We start from the raw sequence: 19,292 nt of genomic DNA on the forward strand, positions 1-19,292 counted from the left end.
ATCAAGAAAAAGGTGAAAAGAATGAATGAGCGTATCGTTCTGCGCCATATCAAACGAGTGAATAACGAAGTCATCGATATTGTGATCGAAGACGGCATCATTGCGGAGCTGACGGAAGCGGGACGCGGAAGCGGCGATCACATCTTCGACTGCTCCGGTTTTTATGTGTCGAGCGGCTGGATTGATTTGCATGTTCATGCGTTTCCCGATTTTGATCCTTATGGCGATGAAATCGATGAAATCGGCGTGAAGCAAGGAGTAACGACCATCATCGATGCGGGAAGCTGCGGTGCGGATCGGATTGCCGATTTGGCAGCTAGCCGTGAGCATGCGCGAACCAACTTGCTTGCGTTTTTGAACATATCGCGTATCGGTTTGAAAAGAATTGACGAGCTGTCCAATCTGGAATGGATCGATCGCGAGCAAGTTGTTCGTGCGGTTCACGTGTATCAAGATTTAATCGTTGGTTTAAAAGCTCGAATCAGCTCCAGCGTTGTTCGCGGCAGCGGAATTGAGCCGCTGCGCATAGCGCGGGCGCTTTCGAACCAAACATCGCTGCCCTTAATGGTTCATATCGGTTCCGGACCGCCAAGTATCGAGGAGATTGTCCCGCTTTTAGAGAAAAGAGATGTGATTACGCATTATCTGAATGGAAAAGCGAATAATCTTTTTGATCCTGAAGGCAGACCGCTTCAAGTATTAAAAGATGCTGTCCACAAGGGCGTACACTTGGATGTCGGCCATGGCACGGCAAGCTTCTCCTTCAAGGTGGCTGAAGCAGCCAAAAAGCATCGCATCGGGCTGAACACGATTTCCACCGATATCTATCGCGGCAACCGATTGAATGGCCCTGTATACAGTATGGCTCATGTCCTGTCGAAGTTTCTTTATCTTGGCTATTCGCTCGAAGAAGTGATTGCGGCGGTTACGACACATGCAGCGAGCTGGCTTCAGAAGCCGGAGCTTGGACGAATTCAAGTGGGCGACTCGGCTAATCTCACGCTTTTCACTGTTCGTAAGGAGTCGATTGCGTTTGTTGATTCCGAAGGGGATGAGCGGGTAGGCGACCAAATTATAGAAACCAGAGGGGTGTTTGTGAATGGCGGACTCATTGAATGCTAAATATGGTCTCAAACGTGTAATTAACGCCAGTGGGCGGATGAGTATCTTGGGGGTATCAGCTCCGACAGATACCGTTATGGATGCCATGAAGCATGGAGGACAAAGCTATGTGGAAATTGCCGATCTAGTAGATAAAGCAGGCGACTATGTGGCTCGTATCCTAGGTTCTGAAGCGGCAGTTATTGTAAATTCGGCTTCAAGTGGTATCGCGCTCTCCGTTGCGGCGATTGTGACCCGTGGGAATCGGCGCAAAAGCGAGCGTCTGCACCAAGATCCTATCGCCAAAAGCGAAATCATCATGCTGAAAGGTCACAATGTGCAGTATGGAGCGCCTGTTGAGACGATGGTTTATCTTGGCGGCGGGAAGCTCGTCGAAGTCGGCTATGCGAATGAAGGCAAAGCTGAGCACATCGAGGATGCGATGACGGATAACACGGCAGCGATTCTTTATGTGAAGTCACACCATACAGTCCAGAAAAATATGATTTCCGTCGAAGAAGCCTGGCAGATCGCGCAGCGCAACGGCGTTCCTCTCATTGTGGATGCTGCAGCAGAGGAAGATATTCAGAAGTATGTGAAATACTCGGATCTCGCGATCTATAGCGGCTCTAAGGCAATTGAAGGGCCGACTTCGGGAATCATCGGCGGTAAACGCACCTATATCGAGTGGGTCAAAGTTCAATTGCACGGTATTGGCAGGAGTATGAAAGTAGGCAAAGAAACCACGTTTGGCTTGCTTCAAGCGCTGGATGAATACGGCGTCAAAGAAGACAAAAGCGAGCAAGAAAAACAAACGCTGCTAGCCTTAATGCCGTTAAATGAAATGAGCGGTGTGAAGGTGACCACCGTTCAGGATGAAGCGGGTCGTGCCATATTCCGTGCGCGCATTCAAATCGACCCGGAGCAAGCTGGAACCTCCGCTAAGGATGTCGTAACCGGACTTCGCGATGGCGAAATTGCCATCTATACGCGGGACTATGGCGTAAGACAAGGCTATTTTGATATCGACCCTCGTCCGCTCCAAGGCGATGATATCGAAGTGATTTTCGCCCAAATTCGTAAATTGGCAGGAGGCAAATAAGATGTCCAACATTGCGAAACGTTTCTATAAAGGCCGTGCGGCATTAAATGTATTGGCGAACAGCGTAGAGAATGCGAAAGAAGTATTCGAAGCCGCAGAAGGCTACGTACTGGTAGGCGTTCTTTCTAAGGATTATCCAACTGTAGAAAAGGCAGTAGCCGCTATGCAGGAGTACGGGAAAGCGATCGACGAAGCCGTATCCATCGGATTAGGCGCTGGCGATAACCGTCAAGCGGCCGTTGTTGCGGCCATTGCAAAACATTACTCTGGCAGCCATATTAATCAAGTATTCCCCGCTGTAGGCGCAACCCGCGCTAACTTGGGCGAGCGAGATAGCTGGATTAACAGCCTAGTGTCGCCTACGGGCCGAGCAGGCTTTGTCAACATTTCAACAGGACCTGTGAGTACTGCGCTAAGCGAGCATGCCATCGTTCCCGTTAAAACCGCCATCGCGCTTGTTCGCGATATGGGGGGCAACGCCTTGAAATACTTCCCGATGAATGGCTTGAAGTGTGAAGATGAGCTGCGTGCAGTCGCCAAGGCTTGCGGAGAAGAAGGATTTGCGCTTGAGCCGACGGGTGGTATCGATAAAGAGAACTTTGAGGCCATCTTGCGCATAGCGCTTGAAGCGAACGTTCCGCAAGTCATCCCGCACGTGTACTCATCGATTATCGATAAAGCTACAGGAAAGACGAACGTCGAGGATGTGCGCGAGCTGTTGGCAACAATGAAAAAATGGGTCGATCACCATGCCTAAGAGAATTGCGGCTTTTGGAGAGGTCATGATGCGCTTGCAGGTTCCGGGCTATGAGCTCTTATCCCAGTCAAGCTCACTGAATTATTCGTTCTCCGGCACTGGCGTGAATGTAAGCTCTGCACTGTCGCGCTTTGGACATACAGGCGCTCTGATCTCCAGATTACCTGCTAATCTCATCGGCGATGCAGCGGAATCTTATCTGCGAAAGCTTGGCATTGCGCAAACGTTCCTTATCCGAGGCGGCAGCTATTTAGGCATGTATTTTCTTGAAAATGGATTCGGCGTCCGGCCCAGCCGCGTGACATATTCCAATCGACAGGAAAGCAGCTTCAATACCGCGCCTGAAGGCACGTATGATTATACAGGCATCGCACAGCAACTGGATATGATCCATTTCTGCGGAATTACGCTTGCCATGAATGATGACGTGCGGCAGCATATGAAGGCTTTGGCACGAGCCGTTAAAGCAAATGGCGGTACCGTTGTATTTGACTGCAACTACCGTTCAGCTCATTGGGGCGAAGGAGGCTACGCGAAAGCTAAACCTCATTACGAAGAAATGCTGCAGCTGGCGGACATTGTCATGATGAACGAAAAAGACGCAATGCTCATCCTAGGCATGCATACTGATAAAGAAGAACGGCAAGATCAACTGACAGCTCTTATGCCTACTGTTGCGCAAACCTATGATATTTCCGTCATAGCCGGTACGCACCGTACGATTAATGGAGATAACACGCATTCTATACGCGGTTTTATATACAAAAATGGAGCTTTTACCTTTTCGAAGCTATTCACATTTTCTATATACGATAGAATTGGTGCAGGCGACGCTTTCACAAGCGGTATCGTACACGGGGAAATCTCAGGATTTTCGCCGGATCAGACAGTCGGATTTGCCGCGGCTGCAGGCATGCTGGCGCATACGATTGTAGGCGATACGCCAATGTCATCGGAAAGTGAAATTCTCCGGGCGATGACGGAAGCTGTGGGCGATGTAGAAAGGTAGTGGATGATTTTCGTGAGCTTGTCTAGAAATAACAGGCCTTTATATCGCAATGCAAGTGGAAACGGTTCACGGAGGTTCTAGTCAAAGAGGGCACTCCCTTATTAATGAGATCGCGCTATTCTTACGATGAGAAGGGTGATTCGATTGAATTCAGCAAAGGGTACTACAATACTGAACTGCATAATTATATAGTGAATTATGATATATAAGCATCTTGCGCAAGACTTCTTCCGTTTGGGAAGGGGTCTTTCTCCTATTCTCTGATTTCTGTCGAAGGAAAGTGAAACTTCCCGAAGCGCGCCAACGTATTACTTGGTATAAAAGTTCAAACGACTTACAGATAAGGTGGAAAGTAAAATGAAAACAAAAATATTCGCCATTATGACAGCCATTCTATTATTGGCTAATACGGTGAACCTTTCCGTAGCAGATGCGAAAGGAAGCTCGCCAAGCACATCGTCTCGATCAGGCTCTTTCTCGACAGGCTCCAAATCTAACTCGAATTTCAGCGGCGGGTCGAGCAGCAAGACATCGCCAAGTACGTCTAACAGCGGCAGCTCTTCCGGCTTTAGCGGTGGATCATCGAGCAAATCGACAGTGCCGAGCATGTCGAATTCCGGTGGCAGCACGAGCAGCGGAGCAACGAACAGCACGGGTTACCAGCGTCCTTCTGCCAACGTAACGAGCGGCAGTACGGTTAACCCGAATACGGGCCGTACTTACTATAATAAAAGTACGTACCAATCAAGCGTTCCAACTGGAGCGCGAATGGGCAGCAGCATGTGGCCGATGGTCGGAGCGTTCGCCGCAGGTACATTTCTAGGTTCCATGCTTCACCCATGGGGAGGCTATTATCCTTCCTACGGCGGTGGTTTCGTTCATCAGTCATTCTCCTTTTTCTCCATGTTGATCGATATTATTTTGATCATTGTGGTCATTGGAGTCGTAATGAGTATTGTCAGATCGTTTAGAAGAAGGAGCTACTAATTCATGAACATATTTCTGGATCAACAAGACGTGGTAGATTCTGTTCATGTTTATATTGCTTCTCAAGACAATCATGGACGTGTAGAAGGAAGTGCGCCTCAGAACGTTCACGAGGTTCAGATTTCGTTCGATGAGCGTTATGGATTCTCAGCAAGCGGCGTACTGTATGGCAGACAACACCGCTTGAATCAGCAAGAAGTGATTGACGCCGTATCCGTTTACTTGTCTTCGTACTATTCATTCCGTGCCGATTGTTTACTGGTGAAGATGAACTGGGATGAGTCGTCCCAAAGCTTCAGCGCAGACGTCATCGTAGAACGGTAAGCAAAACGTTTCTCAAATAAAAATCGCCATCCACCGGACTCCGATCGGAGCCGCAAGGATTGGCGATTTTTTTAGTTTCGTGCTCTTCGCAAGCGGACGACCGACAATCGATTAATGAATGCAAGTAAGAGCGTATCAACAGGGATCTGCAGGGGCAGCTAGCTTCGTATCATAAATCAGGAACTGCATTGCAGCGCCGCTCGTTATGACTTGCCCTTGCGTGTCAACTCCGCAAGATTAACCCATTGCTCGCCCGTCACTTCGAGCAGATCATTGAACTGCCCGGCGCCTTGAAGCCATTCGCCGCCGTCGATTGTGACGACTTCGCCGTTAATATAGGCGGCGTAGTCTGAAATGAGATAGGCGGCGAGGTTCGCCAGCTCATCTTTATCCCCGACCCGCCTCAACGGTACGCGGTTCAGCAGCTTCTCCGACAACTCCGGTGTCGGAGCCAACCGGCTCCATGCGCCTTCGGTGGGGAACAGGCCGGGAGCGATCGCTACCTGCCGGATGCCGTATCGGGCCCACTCGACAGCAAGCGAGCGCGTTAATGCAAGCACACCGGCCTTTGCGGCAGCGGAAGGGACAACGAAGCCTGAGCCGGTGGAGGCGTAGGATGTGACGATGTTGAGCATCGTGCCTCCGGTACCTTGCTCGATCCACCTTTTGCCGACTTCGAGTGTCGTATAGAACGTGCCATGCAGCACGATGTTCAGTACGGCATCTACCGCTCGCGGGGATAGATGCTCCGTCGGGCTGGCGAAGTTGCCTGCCGCATTATTAATCAGCACATCTATGCGCCCGAAATGCTGTTCAACTGCGCTTGCCATTCGCTGAACTTGAAGCGGGTCCCTCACATCGCAGCTCGTATAGAAGACCTCGCGGCCATCGATGCTCATTTCCGCAGCGGCTTTGGCCAAAACATCATCGCTGCGGCTCGTGATCGCCAGCTTTGCGCCTAAAGCAAGGAATTTTTCACCCATGGCGCGGCCAAGACCGGTACCGCCGCCCGTAATGAGAATAACTTTATCCTGTAACAGCGTCTTATCGAACATAAGCCTCGCACCCTTCGTTAAATAAATTCGAATGCGCCATTCGTGCATTTTCAAAATTGAGTATGGAACCCCATTCTATCTTATGACGCTTGCTCTATGAGTAATACAGAGGTTGCAATGACTTTTCCTGTACATATTGGAGCTTGTGATGTAATATTCAACATGCTTGGTTAAATAACTAAGCACGATGGATATGACTAAATAGGGGCAGGGAGCTCAACTTATAAATAATGGAGTGATGTTTTGAGTAAAGCTAAGGGTAAAGGCGGAACGGGAAGAGGAACAGACAGTAAAGGCTGGAACCGATGGAAAGCTAGTGCTAACAAAGCAAAGAACTCTCCAAAACCGTATGTAAGTAAAGGCACTAAAAAAGCAGACGGCACCAAGGGTGCCAGCAGTAACAAAGCGGATAAATCCGTTAAAAAATAAGGGGTTGAATTTCTTTGGATTATATAGAAATAAAAAGTGACTTGCCTGCAAATTACGAGGAATTAAAAAAATCGCTTAATCGGGCATCTAATTGGAGAGAACGTCTGGCGGCTGTTGAAGAGTTAGGTCAGTGGAATCACGATCAAATTATCAATCTGCTTAAGCATAGAATGAAAAGTGATACCGTCTATACCGTTCAAGAGGTTGCTTATCGCAAGCTCAAACAATTTGGCGAAGACGTTCAATTACCGTCAAGGAAAAAAGGCGATTTGATCAAGGGTGCTGCCAAAATCCTGGTAAGGGTGAAGAAAAGCTTGCCGGAAGGCCATACATTTGAAGCGTTCAAAGAGAAGTTACAGAAAATGAGACTCGATGTCTATGATACGTACGAAGGTGAAAAGGGCGATGATTTTGAAAAATGGCTTGAAACCACCTGGGCATCAATTTCGAAAAAGTAAGTCTATACTATGCAACGAACCCAAAGTTCCCGCCACGCCTCTTAACAATGCGCCATGGCGGGATTATTTTTTGTCATTCAAAGGATTTTTATGTCGAAAAAAGGAATTTATTGTTGTAATGTAGAATATCCCATAGGAAGATGTTTACATATTCGGTGTAAACATATCAATTATCCTATCTAGGAGGAACACAAATGGAATGGTATTTGAAGGTACTAAAAAATTATGTAGGTTTTCAAGGAAGAGCGAGACGCAAGGAATATTGGATGTTTGTTCTTTTCAATGTTATCGTCTCTATCGTACTGAGCATCTTGGTGGCAATCGTAAAGCCGTTGTCGGTTTTATCTTACCTGTATTCTTTGGCTATTTTATTACCGTCTTTGGCTGTTGGCGCTCGGAGATTGCATGATACGGGAAGAAGCGGATGGATGCTTCTGCTTGGCTTGATTCCTCTTGTTGGCGCTATTATTCTCATCGTGTTTTTCAGCCAAGATAGCCAAGAGGGCGAAAATCAACACGGTCCTAACCCTAAATTGTTCGGCTAGAACAAAAAAACCGATCCTGATGCAAGCTTTCTTGCAACCAGGAATCGGTTTTTTTCTTTTAGTTCTCCAAAACAAATTTCTCGATGACATGACGAACGCCATCATCGTTGTTGCTGCGCGTAACATAGTTTGCCAGCTTCTTAAGCTCAGGCAGCGCATTTTCGACCGCAGCGCCGAGCCCGGCAACTTCGAGCATTTCCCGGTCGTTCCATGCGTCGCCGACCGCAATCGTTTGAGCCAAGGAGCAGCCGATATGAGCAGCGAGGAATGCGATGGCATGGCCTTTGGTGCCTTCTTTGTGCATGAATTCCAAATAGTGCGGCTTGGATTTGGTAATATGCAGCTTGTCGCCGAGCAGAGGCAGCAGCTCATCGCGAAGCTGGTCGCAAACCTCCGGTTTGTCGACGATCAGCAGCTTTGGCTGCGGAATATCGATCCATTGGCGCAAGTCGCCGATGATGTAAGGCGTTTTGGAGTTGCGAACGTAATTTTTGATTTTGTCGTTGTCTTCGCCTGCATACAGTTCGTCGCCGTGATACAGTTGAAGGTGAAGATCGCGTTTCTCGCAGAAATCTAGCAGGAAACGGGCGCATTCCACAGGAACCGTCCGCTCGTAGAGAATTTCTTCGTCCAGTAAATTTTTGATTAGGGCGCCTTGATAAGTAATGATGGGGACGTTAAGTCCGATTTGATTGGCAATTTTCGCGGCGGATGGGAAGCTTCTGCCTGTGGCAATTGTGACAGTGACCCCTTTGGCAACAGCTTGATGCATCGCGTCAATCGTTTCTTGAGAAATGGTCAAGTCATCGCGTAAAAGCGTATCATCTAAATCCGTAGCTACTAGTTTGTAAGTCATGAAGTCCTCTCCGATCGATAAGTTAGTTATCTATGAAAAATTCTGCTATAAGCATACCCGAATTAGGGTAGAATTGCTACAATAAGACGACTATGGATTCAGTAAAAAGGAGGCTTTACCAAGGTGGCATCCCCTTATACGGACAAGCTGGAGGCTTGGCTGCGCCAGCATGCGAACCCTGCTAACGCGCCTGCTATGGAGGCGTACATGCGCGATCAGTTCCTTTTTTTAGGGATCAAAAATCCGGAACGCGTGGCAGTGACGAAGCTTTTTTTGAAAGAAAACGGTGTCCCGAAAGGGGCGGATGGCGTGAAGGCCGCGCTGGAGCTGTGGGAACTTCCAGAGAGGGAGTATGCTTACACAGCCCTTATGCTGCTTACCCACTTGCGCAAGGAAGCCGAGCGATCACATATTGAAGTGCTGGAGCATTTCGTTGTTACGAAGTCGTGGTGGGACACCGTGGATATGATAGCCGACCATCTGATCGGCTATCATTTGCAGCGCTTTCCGGAGCTGATTCCCGCCTGTGTGGAGCAATGGCTTGGCGGAGGGAACATGTGGCTGCAGCGGACAGCCATTCTGTTCCAACTCAAATACAAGGAGAAGACGGATGTGACGCTGCTCTTCGATTGTATTCGGCGGATGGCGGAATCCAAGGAGTTTTTTATTCGAAAAGCGATAGGCTGGGCGCTTCGCGAGTATTCCAAGACGGATGCGGAAACGGTCCGTACCTTCGTGTCCCAAACGGAGCTTTCGCCCCTAAGCGTGCGGGAGGCTTTGAAAGTAATACAACGCACGGCGTCTAAGGAATAGCTTGGATAAGGAACGGTTTAGAGTAAGTAACAGCACATCCACAGGAGTCATATAATGACTAAGTGGATTTTTTAATGTCATTTTAATGTTAATAAATATTACATAAATTACTTTTTCGTTATTTTATGTTATATATATTGACATATTGATTACAATGATTTAAAGTTATTAAAATTATTAAAAACGGCTTACCTATACTGAAAGAAGGGGAGATGGAAGATGGAACCTATTCGGACGCATGACCTGTTATCGCGATTGCCCAAAGTCGATCTTCATTTGCACTTGGATGGAAGTGTAAAGCCGGAGACGATTCTGGAGCTTGCCCTTATGCAAGGCATTGATTTACCCGTATACGACAAGGAGGAGCTCATTCCGCATATGCGTGTAAATGAGGAATGTGGCAGTCTGACTGAATACTTAAGCAAGTTTGATTTCACAACCCGGTTTCTGCAATCCGCTGAGGCGTTGGAACGTGTTGCCTATGAAGTGATTGAGCAATCGATTGAACATAACTGCAAATATGTGGAGGTGCGTTTCGCCCCGCAACTGCACCGGAATAACGGATTAAGTGTTGAAGAAACGATGCATCACGTAGTCGAAGGCTTGAAACGGGGGTACCGTGATTTCGGCGTGCGAGCTGGCGTGATTGCGATTTGTATGAGAAACCATTCCTGCTCGAACAATCTGGAGGTTGTTCAAGCAGCAGCCAAGTACGTTGGTAAAGGTGTTGTAGCTGTTGATTTGGCAGGGGACGAAGCATCGTATCCACCGGAGTTTTTTCGTGAAGTATTCGCCGAGTCGCGAAGATTAGGTATTCCTGTTACGATTCATGCGGGTGAGGCGGCCGGAGCTGTGAATGTATACGAAGCTGTGGCGCATCTTGGCGCTGTTCGTATCGGTCATGGCGTCAGGCTGAAAGAGAATACTTCGATTTTGGAAATGGTCAAAGACCTCCGCATTCCTTTGGAGATGTGCCCCATTTCCAACATACAAACGAAAGCTGTATCAGGGTGGGATGCCTATCCGATTCGCGAATATTTGGAGCAAGGGCTGGTCGTGACGGTTAACACGGATAATCCAAGCGTGTCCGGGACGAACATTACGAAAGAATATCGAGAGCTTGCGGATCGTTTCGGTTTTACGGCGCCAGAGCTGGTGAAGCTGATTATGAACGGTGTCGATGCTGCATTTCTGGATGAGGACGACAAGCTATCGCTTAGACGTGAAATGGAAGAAGAGATAAGCGGCTTAGGCTTGCTCAATTAATAAGGATGAAGTTTAAATATGCCGTTGCCCGATTCGCGCGTTAGCGTGCCGCGGGTGACGGCATATTTTTTGTTTTATTTATAGGGGATGCCGATTGGTGTCCCCATGAGAAACCATTTCGTGATTTTCGAATAAGACACCGCAATGGATTTGAGGGAAATCCCAGTCTATTATTCGGTGATGAACGGCACGATAGGGACTATGATGATCTTATCTTATTTTCGGTGAGGGGGAATGTTGAGTGACAATACAGACGGTCAGGGCCGGGCAGTATAGTACAGGAATGCGGTAGCCGAAATTTTGCTGGCTGGTCAAGCTTCATGTTTTACGCAGCAACTGCTCATAAAATGACTCCGATCATGACAAACTGAGAAAAAATGACTAAGTTAATTAAAAAGTTTACATTTTTATTGACAATATACCATAGGGGGGTATACTATGTTAATAACGAAGAAACGATCCCAAACGAGGTGGATAGCCAATGAATGCTAACATGAATGAACAACATACAAGTTTTCAAATCACAGGCATGACGTGCGCGGCGTGTGCCGCCAGAATCGAGAAAGGGCTAAGCAAAATGCCAGGCGTTGCGGAAGCATCCGTCAATTTTGCCATGGAAACGGCGCGTGTGCTCTATAATCCGGCGGAGGTTACACCCGCTGATATGGAACAAAAGGTGGCTAAGCTCGGCTACGGGGCTGCCCGCAAACAGGAAAAACAAGGCGCAGGCGACCATCGTGAAGTTGAGATCAAGAAGCAAAAGCGGAAGCTGTGGATTTCGGGAGTTCTCTCTTTACCGCTGCTGTGGGCGATGGTCAGCCACTTTTCGTTTACATCCTGGATTTGGCTGCCGGAGCTGTTGATGAACCCATGGGTGCAGCTTGCTCTGGCAACCCCGGTTCAGTTCTACATCGGAAGACAGTTCTATATCGCCGCCTATAAGGCGCTTCGCAACAAAAGCGCGAATATGGATGTGCTGGTTTCTCTGGGCACCTCGGCTGCTTACTTTTACAGCCTGTATCTGACGATCAACTGGGCGACCCAGTCGGGCCATCATCATGCGCCAGAGATGTATTTTGAAACAAGTGCTGTGTTAATTACGCTGGTAATTCTGGGGAAATTGTTCGAGTCCTTGGCCAAAGGAAGAACTTCGGAAGCGATCAAGACGCTTATGGGCCTGCAGGCGAAAACAGCTTTAGTCATTCGTGACGAAGTGGAAATGAATATCCCCTTGGAAGACGTCGTCGTGGGCGATGTCGTTATAGTAAAGCCGGGCGAGAAGGTGCCTGTCGACGGGACTGTGCTGGATGGCCAATCTTCTGTGGATGAGTCTATGTTAACCGGGGAAAGTCTGCCTGTTGAGAAACGTGCTGGCGATCCGGTAATTGGCGCAACTGTGAACAAAAATGGCATGCTTCGCATGCAAGCAACGAAAGTCGGACGAGACACAGCCCTCTCACAAATTATTAAAGTCGTTGAGGAGGCCCAAGGTTCGAAAGCGCCTATTCAGCGAGTTGCCGACAGTATTTCGGGTGTGTTTGTACCGATTGTCGTGGGTATAGCGCTTATTGCCTTCGCTGTGTGGTATTTCTGGGTTACGCCGGGAGATTTCGCGGGCGCTTTGGAAAAAGCGATTGCCATTCTCGTCATTGCTTGCCCATGTGCCCTAGGCTTGGCGACGCCGACCTCCATCATGGCGGGTTCTGGCCGTGCGGCAGAACTGGGGGTATTGTTCAAAGGCGGGGAGCATCTTGAATCTACACACCGTGTCGATGTTGTTTTATTGGACAAAACAGGAACTGTGACCAAAGGCAAGCCGGAACTAACTGACGTTCATACAGGAGTAGATGAAGCTATGTTCCTTAGATGGGTAGGAGCGGTCGAACGGAGCTCGGAGCATCCTTTGGCTGAAGCTATCGTGCAAGGTATCCGCGCTAGAGGCATAGCCCTACCAGACTCAGAGCAGTTCGAAGCGATACCTGGCTATGGTGTTCGCGCTAAAGTAGAAGGAAGGGAGGTGATCGTAGGAACACGGAAGCTCATGGCTAGATCCGAAGTTGACATCGAAGTCGCCCTTTCACATATGAATACGCTGGAACACGAGGGCAAAACAGTGATGCTTGTTGCCGTTGATGGCAGCTACGCAGGTATGGTGGCTGTAGCCGATACGGTCAAAGAAACGTCTAAAGCCGCGATTGCCCGCTTGAAAGAAATGGGGATTCAAGTGGTCATGATGACGGGTGATAATCAGCGAACAGCTGAGGCTATTGCCAGCCAAGTCGGCATTGAACGCGTGCTGGCCGAGGTGCTTCCTGAGGGGAAAGCGGAAGAAGTGAAGAAGCTGAAAGCGCAGGGCCTCAGGGTTGTCATGGTCGGCGACGGGATTAACGATGCGCCAGCACTGGCGATGGCGGATATCGGCATGGCCATAGGTACTGGGACGGATGTGGCGATGGAAGCCGCGGATGTCACCTTGATGCGCGGCGACTTGAACAGCATTCCGGATGCGATCCTGATGAGCAGAAAAACGATGAGCAATATTAAACAGAATTTGTTCTGGGCGCTAGGCTATAACACATTAGGCATTCCGATTGCCGCATTGGGCTTGTTAGCACCTTGGGTGGCGGGAGCCGCGATGGCGTTAAGCTCGGTATCGGTTGTACTCAATGCGCTTCGATTGCAGCGGGTCAAGTTGTGATTTACTCGAATTCAGAGCGCTTGACAAGATACGGCCTGGGGGTATGATATAGAAAAAAAGGAGTGATCGCATGGACACAGAAACGAGCGCCAATCACTGCCATCACGATGATCAAGAACGGAAGAGTCATCATTCGGATAAATTGAAAGGTGATTTAGTCAAACGCTTGAACCGGATTGAAGGTCAAGTTCGGGGTGTGAAGGGACTTATCGAGAAAGATACGTATTGCGATGACGTCCTGCACCAAATAGCGGCAATTCAATCTGCGCTCAATGGCGTAGGGAAGCTATTGCTTGCGGGCCACCTCAAGAGCTGCGTGGTTGAGCGCATTCAAGAGGGAGACATGGATGTCGTTGACGAGTTGCTGAAGACCATGAATACATTGATAAAATAAATAGATAAGAAAAAAGGAGCGATGAAAATGTCTAACATTACTTTAAAAGTAGAAGGTATGTCATGTAATCATTGTGTGAATTCCGTAGAGAAAGCGGTAAAGGAGCTGGGGGCAACGGGCAAGGTGGATTTAGCAGGCAAGAAAGTAGAGATCCAGTTCGACGAAACCAAGCTCAGCATCGATGCGATTAAAGAGGCGATTGAAGAGCAAGGATATGACGTTGTCAAATAAGGATGCGGAGCATATGAGGAAAATAGCAGTTTCGCTAGTGCTGACAGCGGTATTACTAACGGCTTGCGGCAAACCGGCTCATAACGATAAGATGCCCGGTATGGATCATACAGAGATGGTTTCGGAAGCGGATAAAGCGAAGGCGGATCTTGTAAAGGCTGCGTTCACCGTGTCGGCAGATAAGCCTGAGCCCAACCAAGATACAACTATAACTGTTCAAATCCGGGACAAGGACGGGAAGCCGATCGACAACTTTGATGTCCAGCATGAGAAGCAGATGCATTTCATTGTTGTGAGCAAAGATTTATCTTTCTTTAATCACATACATCCCGAGTATAAAGGGAAAGGGGAATTCAAAGTCTCCACGCAATTTCCAAGTGCGGGCGAATTTGAACTCATTGCAGACTTCATGCCTTCGGGAATGGGGGCAATGACCAAAACCCAGTGGATATCGGTTGGGGGAAGTGTTCCGCAACAGCAAGCGATTGTCCCTGATTCTACTTTAATGAAAATCGTAGACGGGAAAGAAGTGTCTCTTGCAATCGATCATCTCATGGCAGGTAAAGAGCTCACCCTGAATTTCACGATCAAGGACGCGCAAACGAAACAGCCCGTGAAAGACCTGCAGCCATATCTCGGGGCGATCGGGCATGTGGTTATTCTGAATGAAGACGCGGGGGAATACCTGCACGTCCATCCTTTAGAGGAGAAGTCCTCTGGACCCGACGCCAAGTTTATGGCGACCTTCCCGCATAGCGGCGTCTTCAAAATCTGGGGTCAATTTCAGCAAAACGGGAAAGTATTTACAGCGCCTTTCGTTGTGAAGGTACCATAATTTATGAAGAGGAAGATCGTTTAGGCCCAGCAAGAGGGCTTGAACGATCTTTTTTGCAGGGATACGCATGTTCTTGTCTCATTGCCCATATAGTTGCAAGTAAGCGAGGTTATGAGGTGGGGAGGTGCGTGAGATGAATCCTGCTCAAGAGCATCAGTTGGAAGAGGTCAGGCTGGAAATTGGAGGGATGACCTGCGCGGCATGCTCGACAAGGATTGAGAAGGTGGTCGGCAAAATTGAGGGCGTGCGCGAAATCGCCGTCAATTTGGCGATGGGCCGCGCCGCGCTTGTGATCGAGCCGGGATTAGTGGCAAACAGCCGGATAATCGAACGGATCGAGCAACTGGGTTACAAGGCGAAAAGGCTGGAAGAAGGCAGCAAACGGGGACAGGAGCAGGAGCTAACCGGACTCGGCATCAGGCTGACGGTTGCGGCCTTTCTGACAATACCTCTATTATGGGCCATGGTTCGGCACTATACGTTTACATCGGGGATCTGGATTCCAGAGTTGTTTTTGCAGCCATGGTTTCAGTGGGTTCTGGCAACCCCTGTCCAGTTTGTGATCGGGGCTCCCTTCTATTTCAATGCTTACAAGGCACTGAGAGGGAGGAGCGCCAATATGGACGTCCTGGTCGCGCTAAGCACAACATGCGCTTATATGTACAGCCATTATATGACGATACAGATGCTGCGGGATGGCCATTCGAATCCGCATGCGGTTTATTTTGAGACAAGCGCCATGATTATTACAGTCGTTCTGCTTGGGAAATGGCTCGAGGCCTCTGCGAAGAAACGGACACTGCGGGCGATTCAAGGGCTTGAACAGCTTAGGCCTGAGCATGTAACACTTCTCCACAATGGCGGCAGGTCAACGGTTCGCGTTGACGAAGTGCAAGTCGGGGACCGTTTGCTCATACTTCCCGGGGAGAGGGTGCCGCTCGATGGCCTCGTGCTGGAAGGGCGGTCGGCCGTAGATGAGGCCTTCGTCACGGGGGAAGCCGCTCCAGCGGTAAAGCGTCAGCAGGAGCGGCTTATTGGCGGTTCGCGGAACATCGACGGCATGTTAGTGATGAGGGTAACAGCTGTTGGGCCGAATACGTCGTTAGCCAAAATGATCTCCCTTATGGAAGAAGCGCAGGGATCTAAGGCTGAAATCGGCCGCGCGGTAGATCGGATCGCATCTGTGTTCGTGCCAGCTGTGCTTGCGCTTTCGATATTGACGCTCTGTACGTGGACGCTGTGGCTCAGCCCCGGCGATTTTAGCGGAGCGCTGTTCAAGGCGATTGCTGTTTTGGTCATTGCTTGTCCCTGCGCGCTTGGCCTTGCCACGCCGACCTCGATTCTGGTCGGGACCAGTCGGGCTGCGGAGGCGGGGATTTTGTTCAAGGAGGGCAAGTACGTCGAGCTGCTCCAGCAGGTAGATGCCGTTTTGCTTGATAAAACGGGAACGCTAACCCACGGCACTCCTCGTGTTACGGATATTATTACTGAAGCCGGGCAGGAGCATCGGTTGCTGCGATTAGCGGCTGCCGCTGAACAACAGGCGGAGCACCCTTTTGCGAAAGCAATCGTCCGAGAGGCCGTGCGTAGAAATTTGAGCATAAAGGAGCCTGAATGGTCGGAATTCGCGGCAGGATTCGGTGTGAAGGCTCGCGTGGAAGGAAGGGATGTCGCAATTGGCTCCAAATTGTTTCTGGAGCAGGAGGGCATCCATATAATGCGATATATTGAAGTTAGCGAACGGCTGGCCGGAGAGGGCAAAACGGTTCTTTACGCCGCTGTTGACGGTACACTTGCCGGTCTGTTAGCCGTAGCAGACGCAATGAAGGCAAGCAGTCCTCAAGCCATCCGACGTTTGAAAAGGCTGCGTACCGAAGTCATCATGGTGACGGGTGATCAGCGGCGGACGGCACAAGCGATTGCGTCTAAGGCGGGGATATCCGCCTTTTATGCGGAAATGCTGCCAGAGGATAAAGTGCAATTGGTTAGATCGTTACAGCGCAAAGGGATGCGGGTCGTAATGGTGGGCGACGGCGTGAACGACGCTCCGGCGCTTGCCGCGGCGGATATCGGGATTGCCGTTGGAACCGGAGCGGATGTTGCCAAAGAGGCGGCAGATGTGAACTTGTTGCACAGCGATCTAGGTGGCGTGGCGGACGCCATTGTGATCAGCCGGGCCACGATGCGCAACATCAGGAAAAATTTAGGGTTTGCTCTGATGTACAATGTGCTGGCTATCCCGCTTGCTTTTATGGGATGGATGGCGCCTTGGATTGCAGGGACGGCTATGGCGCTAAGTTCCGTATCCGTAGTTGCGAACGCCCTCCGCTTACAGCGTGCGAAGTGGCGAAGCTAGATACGGGAGGGGGTATCGGATGACGCCGCATACGTTATGGTTGGTAGCCATTACAGGCTTATTGGGCGCTCCGCATTGTATCGCCATGTGCGGAGGAACGATGTCATCCCTTACGCTGCATGCGAGAAGAAGCATGCTTGCTACGATTCTCTCCTACAACAGCGGCCGCATATTGACTTACACGGGCATTGGAGCTTTCATGGGCGGCGCAGGTTCCTTTGTCGAGGGAGCTGGCCGGTTAACAGGCCTGCAGGGGGCAGCCAGCCTGCTCGGCGGCTTGTTTATTTTGCTGTGGATTTATCGCAAATATGCCATTCCATTGGCAGCGCTCGGACCGCTCCGATTAGCTCCGGTGCAAGCTTTTCTAGCGCGCTTGCGAAATAGCCAGAGCTCGTGGGCTGTTTTCTTCACTGGCGTGCTGCTTGGCTTCCTGCCGTGCGGGCTTACTTACGCGATGGAAATTAATGCGGTCGCAAGCGCCAGTGTATGGCAAGGGGGCATCATCATGCTCGTGTTTGGTCTGTCTACATGGCCAGCTCTAGCGATAACCGGGCTGCTCGCGGGTTGGATGAAAAAATCGTTCCGCGCCCGAATTTTATTTTTCGGTCAATGCGCGGCATCGCTCATCGGCGTATTAGCGATCATGCGTGGGCTGGCCGCCAACGGATGGATTCCTTCCCTGCATCCATGGTTATGGTGAAGTACCCAAGTTATCGGATAGCATCAAAAGGGTGCTCCACCCGGATAACACTTCCTTCCAGCTTGATTGTGATGTTCGCTGACCAGACCCCGGCCATGAGCGGAATGGCTTCGGCCGTATAGGTGCCAGGCTCCAAAGCTGCGGGCATCGCTTGCCCGCTGACCTTGCCGCAGAACATGCTGGGCATGATCAGCTCGAAGTCCACTTCGGCATTCGTTACAGGCTGCCCGTCTGTCCGATGCAAGCCGATTTTCAGAGGGTTCGGTTTCAAAATGAGGGCTGGCGCATTCGCCATAAGGACTTCAACAACAACACCGTCGACTTCAGTTGCAGTAGGAGCTGCGCTTATGGCAGAGCTAGGGCTCCAGTCAAAGAGCCATATAGAGAGAAGGGCGAGAAAGAGCGCAGTTGTGAACAACAGCTTTAACAGAGTTAGTTTTCTCAAAATTATCACAGCCTTTCCGTAAGCAAGGGGCTTACGGCATTGTATGCGGGGCTGCTCAGCCTCATGAAAAAGCAAATGCAGATATGGTAAAATAAAGTGAATGATTTTACGAAAAGAGGTTCCAGCCGCAATGGATACATATATCATCACAGGAGGCTCCAAAGGCCTCGGAGCCGCGATCATCTCGCGGCTCTTAACGCAAGGCGCTGCGATTCACTGCATCGCTCGCAGCGAGAACGAGCGTTTGCGCCAAGAGGCGCTGCGCATGGAAGGGTCGCTGACCTTCCATGCTTACGACTTGGCGCAAACGGACGGCCTGGATTCGCTCCTGGCGCGAATCCTCGGCACGCTCAACCCCGATGCAGCGGATTCCGTCACGCTCATCAACAACGCGGGCATGCTCGAGCCGATGACTTCGATCGGCCGAGCAAATAACGAAGACCTGCAGCGCAGCTTGCAGGTCAATCTCGTCGCGCCGACGGTGCTGACGAACAGCTTCATCCGGCAGACGCAGTCGCTGCCGGTCGTGAAGCGGGTCGTCAATATCTCCTCCGGCGCGGGCAGGAAGCCCTATCCTGGCTGGGGGGCGTACTGCACCGCCAAAGCGGGGCTCGACATGCTGACACACTGTGTCGGCGTCGAGCAGGCAGGGCTGGAACACCCGGTGGAGATCTATTCCGTAGCCCCGGGCGTCATTGATACCGGGATGCAGCAGGAGATTCGCGCTGCTGCGGAGGCGGACTTCCCGCAGGTGAGCCGGTTCATTCAGCTGAAGGAGCAGGGCGAACTGCAAACGCCCGAAGCGACGGCGGAGCAGCTGATTCATCTGCTGCGAACGAACGCCTTCGTGCAAGGCGAGATCGCCGATCTCAGAACGAAAACCAGATAAAGCAGCATCCCTTTATCCAAAGCAAAAAGCCTGATCACACCG

Annotated in this window: 21 protein-coding genes and 1 pseudogene; 19 read left to right on the forward strand and 3 right to left on the reverse strand. The window is 50.2% G+C overall.

Annotated elements, in window-relative coordinates; all coding sequences use genetic code 11:
* The first annotated feature begins 21 nt into the window (after window positions 1-21).
* From ABRS97_RS23635 to ABRS97_RS23665, 7 genes and pseudogenes are all read left to right on the forward strand, one after another.
* Window positions 22-1,122 carry an amidohydrolase/deacetylase family metallohydrolase gene (locus ABRS97_RS23635; protein WP_367817929.1) on the forward strand — a complete coding sequence of 367 codons (1,101 nt, stop codon included), beginning with the start codon at window positions 22-24 and terminating at the stop codon, window positions 1,120-1,122.
* Window positions 1,100-2,203 (forward strand): DgaE family pyridoxal phosphate-dependent ammonia lyase, encoded by a 1,104-nt coding sequence (locus ABRS97_RS23640; RefSeq protein ID WP_367817931.1) that lies wholly within the window; start codon window positions 1,100-1,102, stop codon window positions 2,201-2,203. Before ABRS97_RS23635 ends, ABRS97_RS23640 begins: the two co-directional genes overlap by 23 nt.
* 1 nt (window position 2,204) lies before the next feature.
* Complete coding sequence (dagF, locus tag ABRS97_RS23645) at window positions 2,205-2,960, forward strand: 2-dehydro-3-deoxy-phosphogluconate aldolase (RefSeq protein ID WP_367817933.1); 756 nt, start codon at window positions 2,205-2,207, stop codon at window positions 2,958-2,960.
* Window positions 2,953-3,969: a sugar kinase gene (locus tag ABRS97_RS23650; RefSeq protein WP_367817935.1), complete on the forward strand. Its 1,017-nt coding sequence runs from the start codon at window positions 2,953-2,955 to the stop codon at window positions 3,967-3,969. The genes dagF and ABRS97_RS23650 overlap by 8 nt, the downstream gene beginning before the upstream one ends.
* 83 nt (window positions 3,970-4,052) lie before the next feature.
* Window positions 4,053-4,178 (forward strand): annotated as a pseudogene (locus ABRS97_RS23655) (GntR family transcriptional regulator); the annotation flags it as partial.
* Window positions 4,179-4,326: 148 nt separating this feature from the next.
* Entirely contained in the window at window positions 4,327-4,956 is a 630-nt protein-coding gene (locus ABRS97_RS23660; protein WP_367817937.1) for a hypothetical protein, read from the forward strand.
* Window positions 4,957-4,959: 3 nt separating this feature from the next.
* Window positions 4,960-5,280: a DUF2653 family protein gene (locus ABRS97_RS23665; protein WP_367817939.1), complete on the forward strand. Its 321-nt coding sequence runs from the start codon at window positions 4,960-4,962 to the stop codon at window positions 5,278-5,280.
* 203 nt (window positions 5,281-5,483) lie between these two features.
* Here the strand turns inward: ABRS97_RS23665 and ABRS97_RS23670 are convergent, their stop codons facing one another.
* Window positions 5,484-6,335, reverse strand: a complete 852-nt coding sequence (locus tag ABRS97_RS23670) for an SDR family oxidoreductase (protein ID WP_367817941.1) — start codon at window positions 6,333-6,335, stop codon at window positions 5,484-5,486.
* A gap of 243 nt (window positions 6,336-6,578) precedes the next feature.
* On the opposite strand from ABRS97_RS23670, the gene ABRS97_RS23675 reads away from it, so the two are divergent.
* From ABRS97_RS23675 to ABRS97_RS23685, 3 genes are all read left to right on the forward strand, one after another.
* Window positions 6,579-6,764, forward strand: a complete 186-nt coding sequence (locus ABRS97_RS23675; RefSeq protein ID WP_367817943.1) for a DUF3934 family protein — start codon at window positions 6,579-6,581, stop codon at window positions 6,762-6,764.
* A gap of 14 nt (window positions 6,765-6,778) precedes the next feature.
* On the forward strand, window positions 6,779-7,222 hold the full coding sequence (locus tag ABRS97_RS23680) for a HEAT repeat domain-containing protein (protein WP_367817945.1): 444 nt from the start codon (window positions 6,779-6,781) through the stop codon (window positions 7,220-7,222).
* Window positions 7,223-7,416: 194 nt separating this feature from the next.
* Window positions 7,417-7,767, forward strand: a complete 351-nt coding sequence (locus ABRS97_RS23685; RefSeq protein ID WP_367817947.1) for a DUF805 domain-containing protein — start codon at window positions 7,417-7,419, stop codon at window positions 7,765-7,767.
* Window positions 7,768-7,825: 58 nt separating this feature from the next.
* Here the strand turns inward: ABRS97_RS23685 and ABRS97_RS23690 are convergent, their stop codons facing one another.
* The gene (locus ABRS97_RS23690) at window positions 7,826-8,623 is read right to left on the reverse strand and encodes a Cof-type HAD-IIB family hydrolase (protein WP_367817949.1); all 798 of its coding nucleotides are present in this window, start codon (window positions 8,621-8,623) and stop codon (window positions 7,826-7,828) included.
* A gap of 123 nt (window positions 8,624-8,746) precedes the next feature.
* On the opposite strand from ABRS97_RS23690, the gene ABRS97_RS23695 reads away from it, so the two are divergent.
* From ABRS97_RS23695 to ABRS97_RS23730, 8 genes are all read left to right on the forward strand, one after another.
* Window positions 8,747-9,436 carry a DNA alkylation repair protein gene (locus tag ABRS97_RS23695; RefSeq protein ID WP_367817951.1) on the forward strand — a complete coding sequence of 230 codons (690 nt, stop codon included), beginning with the start codon at window positions 8,747-8,749 and terminating at the stop codon, window positions 9,434-9,436.
* A 219-nt stretch (window positions 9,437-9,655) separates the two neighbouring features.
* The gene (add, locus tag ABRS97_RS23700) at window positions 9,656-10,702 is read left to right on the forward strand and encodes an adenosine deaminase (RefSeq protein ID WP_367817953.1); all 1,047 of its coding nucleotides are present in this window, start codon (window positions 9,656-9,658) and stop codon (window positions 10,700-10,702) included.
* Window positions 10,703-11,183: 481 nt separating this feature from the next.
* On the forward strand, window positions 11,184-13,400 hold the full coding sequence (locus tag ABRS97_RS23705) for a heavy metal translocating P-type ATPase (protein WP_367817955.1): 2,217 nt from the start codon (window positions 11,184-11,186) through the stop codon (window positions 13,398-13,400).
* A 70-nt stretch (window positions 13,401-13,470) separates the two neighbouring features.
* The gene (locus ABRS97_RS23710) at window positions 13,471-13,794 is read left to right on the forward strand and encodes a metal-sensitive transcriptional regulator (RefSeq protein ID WP_367817957.1); all 324 of its coding nucleotides are present in this window, start codon (window positions 13,471-13,473) and stop codon (window positions 13,792-13,794) included.
* Window positions 13,795-13,821: 27 nt separating this feature from the next.
* The gene (locus tag ABRS97_RS23715; RefSeq protein ID WP_367817959.1) at window positions 13,822-14,025 is read left to right on the forward strand and encodes a copper ion binding protein; all 204 of its coding nucleotides are present in this window, start codon (window positions 13,822-13,824) and stop codon (window positions 14,023-14,025) included.
* Window positions 14,026-14,038: 13 nt separating this feature from the next.
* The gene (locus ABRS97_RS23720; protein ID WP_367817961.1) at window positions 14,039-14,860 is read left to right on the forward strand and encodes a hypothetical protein; all 822 of its coding nucleotides are present in this window, start codon (window positions 14,039-14,041) and stop codon (window positions 14,858-14,860) included.
* A gap of 133 nt (window positions 14,861-14,993) precedes the next feature.
* Window positions 14,994-17,216, forward strand: coding sequence for a heavy metal translocating P-type ATPase (locus tag ABRS97_RS23725; protein ID WP_367817963.1), 2,223 nt, complete (start codon window positions 14,994-14,996; stop codon window positions 17,214-17,216).
* Window positions 17,217-17,235: 19 nt separating this feature from the next.
* Window positions 17,236-17,916 (forward strand): sulfite exporter TauE/SafE family protein, encoded by a 681-nt coding sequence (locus tag ABRS97_RS23730; RefSeq protein WP_367817965.1) that lies wholly within the window; start codon window positions 17,236-17,238, stop codon window positions 17,914-17,916.
* 10 nt (window positions 17,917-17,926) lie between these two features.
* Here the strand turns inward: ABRS97_RS23730 and ABRS97_RS23735 are convergent, their stop codons facing one another.
* The gene (locus tag ABRS97_RS23735; protein WP_367817967.1) at window positions 17,927-18,361 is read right to left on the reverse strand and encodes a FixH family protein; all 435 of its coding nucleotides are present in this window, start codon (window positions 18,359-18,361) and stop codon (window positions 17,927-17,929) included.
* 130 nt (window positions 18,362-18,491) lie between these two features.
* Between ABRS97_RS23735 and ABRS97_RS23740 the strand changes: the two genes are divergently transcribed.
* Window positions 18,492-19,250, forward strand: coding sequence for a (S)-benzoin forming benzil reductase (locus tag ABRS97_RS23740; RefSeq protein ID WP_367817969.1), 759 nt, complete (start codon window positions 18,492-18,494; stop codon window positions 19,248-19,250).
* The last annotated feature ends 42 nt before the right edge of the window (window positions 19,251-19,292 follow it).

This window comes from Paenibacillus tabacirhizosphaerae, assembly GCF_040812395.1.
Lineage (GTDB): Bacteria > Bacillota > Bacilli > Paenibacillales > NBRC-103111 > Paenibacillus_E.